Origin of the sequence: Bacillus sp. HMA207 (assembly GCF_003402455.1) — a bacterium.
GTDB classification, from domain to species: Bacteria; Bacillota; Bacilli; order Bacillales; family Bacillaceae_G; genus Bacillus_A; species Bacillus_A cereus.
Map to the genome: position 1 here is coordinate 2,401,704 of NZ_BEZT01000001.1, position 4,996 is coordinate 2,406,699.

Sequence of the window (4,996 nt, forward strand, 5' to 3'; positions counted from 1 at the left end):
CCCGTTGCTCCCGTTACTCCCGTTACTCCCGTTACTCCCGTTGTTCCTGTTACTCCCGTTGCTCCCGTTGCTCCTGTTGCTCCCGTTGCTCCTGTTATTCCTGTTGCCCCCGTTGCTCCCGTTGCTCCTGTTGCTCCTGTTGCTCCTGTTGCTCCTGTTGCTCCTGTTGGAATATATATTGGTGGAAGAGCTGAAAATGTAGGTCCAATATTCTCAGGTTCTATCTTACCTTTATTTATTGATAATTTATCATTCCGCTTCAATTTAATTCCTCATTCCACATATTTTTAATTAACTTACATAAGTATGAGTCTATTATTAAGAAATGCTTTCATAACTATTCTTTTTTCTTTCCAAATGATTCATACAGTTATTAAACATTTTACCGTTGCTATAACTCCTATTAATATAATAAAATGATAGTCCCATTCCAAAAACACGAAACTTATTGCATTCTAATTTAAAAATGAGGTAATTTATACTCAAGATAAAAATGAAAAAAGAATAGAAAAACTAGTATCAACGACTCTTGAAATTATTCTTCCATACAGACTTACTGAACCTACCAGAAATACTGGGTCAATAGTTACAACAAACTCTATGTTCGCTAATAATACATTAGGTGATCCCATCACTGTGATATTAGGCGGAACTAATATTCCTCTTTCTAATAACCAAAGCCTCGGTAATTTTACAGTTAACGCCTCAAACGATATATTTACAATTCCTGTAACCAGAAGATATCATTTAACCTATCAAGTTAATACGACAACTGCTCTACTCGCTGGAACAAAACTACTATTAAACGCTTCTACTCCACTTCCTGGTTCTATTTTTTCTCCCGCTATATCAACTTCAAATTATAACAATAATTTAATTGCCGATACTACAATTTCACTTCAATTATTCGGCGTATTATACATCGTTAATTTGGTTGGAGGTGGTTCAACAGGTGCCTCTCTAACAATTATACGAATCGATTTAAAAATGATTCATTCTTTTTCTAATAAACATTATTAAATACTAAGTCTGTCATGATAAGAACCTCCCAATTATTTCATAAAAGTGGTGGCGCATTAAAGAACAAATTGCACTATATTCATAGTAGAAACTATCTATACTAAATTTTCCGTATATATATTATCAATTTACACTGACTTCCACCGATGTTACATTAAATATGAAGACAGTTTCTTTTTTACGAACCATCTCAATACGTATTTGAGAAACGTACTCCAATCCTATACGCGAGAGCAATACTATGTTGACACTCAGATGAGTGTCTTTTTTTGTGAGTAATAAAAAATAAAAACCATCTCTTAAAGATGGTTTTATCTTTTGTTACTATAAATGTAAACTTATGCAGTTGGATAATAAATTGTCATGCTTAATCGAGTCAAAGATTCCCCTAAATTATAATAAGAGTGTGATCTATCGGCCTTAAAACGAATTGAATCTCCACTATTTAATGTATATTGACAGTTATTCACTTCTACTGTCAATTCACCTTCAAATACCGTAATAAATTCTTCTGCGCCTTCTTTATGCCCTTCTGAACTTAATTTCCCTTCTGTTTCTATTTCTACTGTATACATTTCAAAATGTCTATCATCTTGAAAAGGAAAAGAAGGATACACTTTATATTTTCCATTGTCTTCAGACAATGCTTGAATATCTTTTCTTAAGATCACTTTCGTATCAGGCTGAGGATTGTTGATTAAAGAGGTAAAAGAAACTTTCAAGCCATTTGCAATTTTCCATATTGTTGTTAGTGTCGGGCTTGATTCTCCTCTTTCAATTTGTCCAATCATCGTTTTACTCACACCTGTTAATTGGGAAACTTTTTCCAAACTTAATTTTTCTTTTTCTCTTATAGTTTTTAAATTTTTCGCTAGTATAAGTTGAATTTCTTCCATAAAAAACACTCCCACACTATATACAATATAACGACCGTTATGTATAATAAAAAGCACACGTTATATTGTTCTTTTCGGTCATTATAACATACAAAAATAATTAGGGGGGTTCAAATGCCTATATTTTCTTTTTTGTTATTTGTATTTATAAGTAGCTTCACACCTGGTCCTAACAATTTCTTAGCTATGACATACGCAAATCAACATGGATTAAAGAGAAGCATAAACTTTTGCTTCGGAGTAGCTTTTGGTTTTTTCATCCTCACTTCTTTATGTAGTTTCTTTAATGTTGTACTACTTAATATCTTACCCATAATCGAATTCCCTTTAAAAATTTTAGGTGTAGCGTATATGTTATATTTAGCTATTAAAATACTTACTAGTAAAAGCAGTACGAATCCCGTTGAAAAAGATAATAAAAACTTATTCACTGTGGGGATTTCTCTTCAATTCGTTAATCCTAAAGGGATATTATTCGGACTGACTGTAGTATCGACTTTCATACTCCCCTACTACAATTCATATTCAAGTTTTCTGCTTTTCTCATTATTTCTAGGTATAGTCGGTTTACTAAGTACATTTAGTTGGAGTTTATTTGGTTCAATATTCCAAAAAATATTAGTAAAACATAACCAATTATTCAACATCATTATGGCTGTTTTATTAGTTTTCAGTGCCGTTTCAATCGTTATACACTAATTCGATGCTCATTTTAGATTTTGTACTTTTTAATACCACTCTTTATCAATTAGACTACTTTATATACTAATCCATCCACATACCCTATGTGGTTTAAAACTTTTAAGAGGAAACCTTCTAACAATAGGTTTCCTTCCATATCATATTAAATAAGAAGCAGGTTAAATACGGAGGTGATTTTGATTAAGACTACTTTAATTTCTCATTTTTACAATGAAGAATATTTACTTCCATGGTGGTTAATGCACCATACAAAGCTATTTGATCATGGCATTCTTATTAATCGTGGATCCACTGATCGTTCAGTTGAAATCTGTAAAACATTCGCTCCTAATTGGGAAATACGAAACTCAAAATCACTCGAATTTGATGCTTATTTAGTTGATCAAGAAGTTATGGAAATTGAAAGAGAAATTACAGGATGGAAAATGGTATTGAATACGACAGAATTCCTATGCTGTTATAATAAAGAACAATTTTTCAAATCACTTAGCACTATGGGTGGCAATATGTTTTCAATAAGAATGATTATGATGATTGACAAACCGACTCATGGCTACACTAACCCAAGATATAGCTCTCCGCTTGTTAAACAACGTTATCACGGCATAATAATTCAACCTAATCCAAACCAACTATATCTTAACGGTAGATTAATTCACAATAATTCGCACGGGAACTATAGAGTCGGGAGACATGGTTCGCATTATCCTTATAGCATTTACATGGAACCTGCTTTTATTTTTAAATTTTTTTATAGTCCATGGAACGATGCAATGAAAAAACGAAAATTACAAATTGGGCCGACTCTTTCTCAACATAGTGTACAGCGTGGACTAGGTTCTCATCACTTAACAACAATTGAAAAATTAGAAACAAAATACAAATTCTATGCAACTTTAACTACGGACCTCCGGTTATTCCCAGAATACCAAATTATATTTCCTGACCTTTATCCTTAATGTCATGAATATTTAGTTTCCACATCCATCCGTTTTTTATTAACATATCAACTCCAACTAAATATTTTTCTCTAGTAGAAATCTGAGCTAGGACTCTTGCTGCGCGCAGATTCCTCTTATTTAATGTCGTATCACCAGCCTATAATCTTTCATACCATTTCATTGAGTACCTGATGTTGGATTAGAAATAAAAAATGGCAATTCATTTGGAAAATTTTCAATTTCAGATTATATACCTTCTAAAACAAAGTATTCAAACAATAGAACCTAAACTAATGTCTTAAGTTATGGCTTTATTTTTTTCTTATTATTCACTTTAAAATCTTTTTATAATAATATTGAAAAATACAGTATAATATAAATTACTGTTCTTTGGGAGGGTTATAATGTCTGATAAGTATAAAATTTTCATTCTTATTGTTACCGCATCTTTTTCTTTCTTTTCCTTAATAAAAGATTTCCGCAACACTTCAAAAAGTTTATTTTGGGGTAGTTTTGTAATTCTTACAAGCTTCATAATACTTTTAACACTCGCTTTAGATTTAACTCAAATACTCCTATATTCAGCGCAAATTGCGCTTGAAATTATTACAATACCACATAAACTCTTTCTACCATCTGTCACTGAAGCCGCTATTATTTACTAATAAAGTATTTTAATTTTCTTATGCATGCCAAAATATATTTTGGTAAATTTGACACACATTTATATCAAACAAGCATATTTTATTGCATGGTGACTATCTAATAATACAAATTTTAAATTTTTATAAGATCCTTTTATTTTTAATTAAAAATTTACAACATTCTAAAACAGTATGCACATAATATCCTCAATTCCCTTTTTCAACATGAAACTTGTCTCAGAGCGCCTTTAAAAGCGCTCTTTATCTTTAATAAAGGTTTTATTAAAATTTAGGTTAAAAATTAATACCCTATAGTCATAATAGCTATTTACTGTTTCCAAAATAAGTTGCATTAATAATATAGAAATGAAATACCTATAAAAATTATTACTTTACTATTTCTTTAAACATGCTAGTGAGGTGATTTCGATAGATTATCAAAACAAAGATATGTTCATTAACTTTTCACTTTTAGATATTAACCGTATTATTCTCCCACATTCTCCTACTGGGGCTACCGGCTCTACCGGACCTACTGGAGCTACCGGTTCCACCGGACCTACTGGAGCTACTGGTTCCACTGGGACTACCGGGGCTACCGGTTCCACTGGATCTACCGGGGCTACCGGACCTACTGGAGCTACCGGTTCCACTGGGACTACTGGGACTACTGGGACTACTGGGACTACTGGGGCTACCGGGGCTACTGGCTCTACTGGCTCTACTGGCTCTACTGGCTCTACTGGCTCTACTGGCTCTACTGGCTCTACTGGCTCTACTGGCTCTACTGGCT

Annotated in this window: 6 protein-coding genes and 1 pseudogene; 4 read left to right on the plus strand and 3 right to left on the minus strand. The window is 32.7% G+C overall.

Annotated features, from left to right (window positions below; all coding sequences use genetic code 11):
* Positions 1 to 263, minus strand: a pseudogene (locus HMAS_RS28095) (exosporium leader peptide-containing protein); the annotation flags it as partial.
* A 211-nt stretch (positions 264 to 474) separates the two neighbouring features.
* Between HMAS_RS28095 and HMAS_RS12465 the strand changes: the two are divergent.
* Positions 475 to 1,020 (plus strand): BclA C-terminal domain-containing protein, encoded by a 546-nt coding sequence (locus HMAS_RS12465; RefSeq protein ID WP_033667963.1) that lies wholly within the window; start codon positions 475 to 477, stop codon positions 1,018 to 1,020.
* Positions 1,021 to 1,358: 338 nt separating this feature from the next.
* Here the strand turns inward: HMAS_RS12465 and HMAS_RS12470 are convergent, their stop codons facing one another.
* Positions 1,359 to 1,973: a helix-turn-helix domain-containing protein gene (locus tag HMAS_RS12470; protein ID WP_116291545.1), complete on the minus strand. Its 615-nt coding sequence runs from the start codon at positions 1,971 to 1,973 to the stop codon at positions 1,359 to 1,361.
* Positions 1,974 to 2,030: 57 nt separating this feature from the next.
* On the opposite strand from HMAS_RS12470, the gene HMAS_RS12475 reads away from it, so the two are divergent.
* From HMAS_RS12475 to HMAS_RS12485, 3 genes are all read left to right on the plus strand, one after another.
* A complete protein-coding gene (locus HMAS_RS12475; protein ID WP_001121281.1) occupies positions 2,031 to 2,615 on the plus strand; it encodes a LysE family translocator in 585 nt (194 codons plus the stop codon).
* A gap of 179 nt (positions 2,616 to 2,794) precedes the next feature.
* Complete coding sequence (locus HMAS_RS12480) at positions 2,795 to 3,577, plus strand: glycosyltransferase family 2 protein (protein ID WP_000598288.1); 783 nt, start codon at positions 2,795 to 2,797, stop codon at positions 3,575 to 3,577.
* A gap of 386 nt (positions 3,578 to 3,963) precedes the next feature.
* Positions 3,964 to 4,224 carry a hypothetical protein gene (locus HMAS_RS12485; RefSeq protein WP_116344859.1) on the plus strand — a complete coding sequence of 87 codons (261 nt, stop codon included), beginning with the start codon at positions 3,964 to 3,966 and terminating at the stop codon, positions 4,222 to 4,224.
* 416 nt (positions 4,225 to 4,640) lie between these two features.
* Here HMAS_RS12485 and HMAS_RS28410 read toward each other — a convergent pair.
* On the minus strand, positions 4,641 to 4,996 hold a 356-nt coding region (locus HMAS_RS28410; protein ID WP_414635041.1), incomplete at its 5' end, for a hypothetical protein.